General features: G+C 59.4%; 2 protein-coding genes. Both read left to right on the top strand.

The features are described from left to right. The coding region (locus OXG98_16160) for an LLM class flavin-dependent oxidoreductase (protein ID MCY3773542.1) at positions 1–523 on the top strand (523 nt) is incomplete at its 5' end. Between the two features lie 162 nt (positions 524–685). Continuing rightward, entirely contained in the window at positions 686–2,050 is a 1,365-nt protein-coding gene (locus tag OXG98_16155; GenBank protein MCY3773541.1) for a hypothetical protein, read from the top strand. The last annotated feature ends 2 nt before the right edge of the window (positions 2,051–2,052 follow it).

The raw sequence follows: 2,052 nt of genomic DNA, 5'->3' as shown, positions 1-2,052 counted from the left end.
TGTCGGTGCGGTGACCGCTGAAAGCGCCGAAGTCGGTGGCGAGCTGGCTGATGGGATTATGCCGTTTCTGCCGGCCTTGCCCTATTTGACGCAGCTTGTTGAGGCGGCCCAAACTGCGGCGCAGCGCGTGGGACGCGACCCGGACCAGGTGGGATGTATTGTGAGCATCCCGACGTTTATTTCAGACGATATTGAGCAGGCCCGCTCCGCAGCGCGCTACAATCTGGCGTTTTTCGGGAATCTGCCTTTCTATCGCAAACAATGGCGACGCTGCGGCTTCCGGGCTGAAGTCACCGCCATGCAAGAGGCCTGGAAAAGCGGCAACCGCCGCGCCGCGGCCGCCGGCGTGTCCGAACACATGGTCGATCAGGTCTGCGTGTTTGGTCCCCCCAGCCAGTGTCGAGAGCAGCTTGCCGCCTTTCACGAAGCCGGGGCGGCCATGCCGGTCCTAGCCGTCAGCCCGGTGAACGAAGACCGCCTGGTCGCAACCCGAAAGGCGCTCAACCTGCTGGCTCCAGGATAAGGGTCGTCCGGGTCAACGCGACCCGGCCTTCGCCTCCGCTTCTTCATCATATATAACCAAAACTACTACAATTTTCACGAAGAATTCACGTTGCTTATATTGCTGAATGCATGTTCAGACTTTATAGTGCTGCAACACTGATGTTGGGGTAGGGTGGTACTCATGTCCCGTAGCCGTATAGCCTGCTGTGTTCTGCTTATTATCTGTGGTGTCCTCGTGTTTCCTCGTGTGGGCCTGAGAGCCGAGCCAAACCGCGGGACCCCACAGACCCAATCGACTCAATCGACTCAAAAAACCTGGAAAACAGTCGAAGAGATGTCAGAAGAAGCGTTGGCCCAGGTCCAACTCGAGGGCGACACGCCACGCCATGCCCAGGTTCCGTATCTTCCAGCCGAAGCCTATCCGTTCGTCCCGCCGTATACGGCTGAGGAAATGGGCTACCGCGCCATGGAATTCACGCCGCGTACGCGCTGGTCATCGGTCGTGGCCAACTCCTGGGCGTCTATTGCGCCGCAAGGGGTACTGCTCAACCCCGGCACTTCTATCACCTTCGTCAACTATGATTCCGAAACAAGCGGAGTGCGCAAAGTCCTGTCCGCCGCCCCCGGTGAAGAGATCTATCGCTCGCTGAGTCAGGCCATTGCTCCGCCCGCTGCCGAAGGCGGTCAGTGGCTGGCGATTCGGTATCGGACGGACAAGGAAAAGATTACCAAGGAGGAGCGCTTCGCCTACTCGTCTTCCATTCGACGGGTACGCCACCAGGCCCCGTTTCGTCGTCAGAGCAATTTCCCCAACATGGCGCTCACCCCGGACGACGCCTGGGGACGGGACGCCTGGGAGTTCTCCTGGCGACTGATCGGTACGGACGTGCTGTACCGGACCGTCCGCTTTCCGAACACGCGCCCGACCGTGACCCTTCGGAACGGGGAAACCGGACAGTCTCGGGCCGTACAGACCGCGAATATCAAGCTGATGGGTGAGGTCTTTCCGCACTATACCCTGGACGGGGGGGTCGAATGCTATGTGGTTGAGGCGGTAGCACGACAAGAGTGGTTGCCCGACTATTACATGCCCCGTTTTCTCTATTGGCTGGAGAAGTCCTCATTCTACCCGCTGCGCGGCGAGCAATACGGGCCGGACGGGGAGCTGGATCATATTGAGGTGAGGCTGGCCGAGTTTTTCAATCCTGCGCTCGAAGAACTGGGTTACGGCACCCTGTTTATTTCCCACTGGGACCTGCGGACGGACATCATGTCCTATCTGGTCAACGACAGTCACAGGCTCATGGATTGGAAACCCGAAGAATCAACGGTCTTCTTCAGCCCGGACTTCATGCGTCGCCAGTGGTATCTCGATACCTCCATCAAGACCCAGGCGGCCGTCTCTCACCCGGACGAGTACTTCATGCGTCCGGCCGTCGAGGCCGACAAATTTCCGAACGAGCGTCCGATCAATCTGCCGCCCGACATGGCTGCCCGGATCGAGGCCCAGAACGCCGCAGGGCGTTTAGTCTTTGACGGCACCTGAGC

This window comes from Gemmatimonadota bacterium (assembly GCA_026706345.1).
In the GTDB taxonomy this organism is placed as follows: Bacteria; JAAXHH01; JAAXHH01; order JAAXHH01; family JAAXHH01; genus JAAXHH01.
Note: the sequence above shows the minus strand (reverse complement) of the source record. Positions and strands in the feature narration are given on the sequence as shown.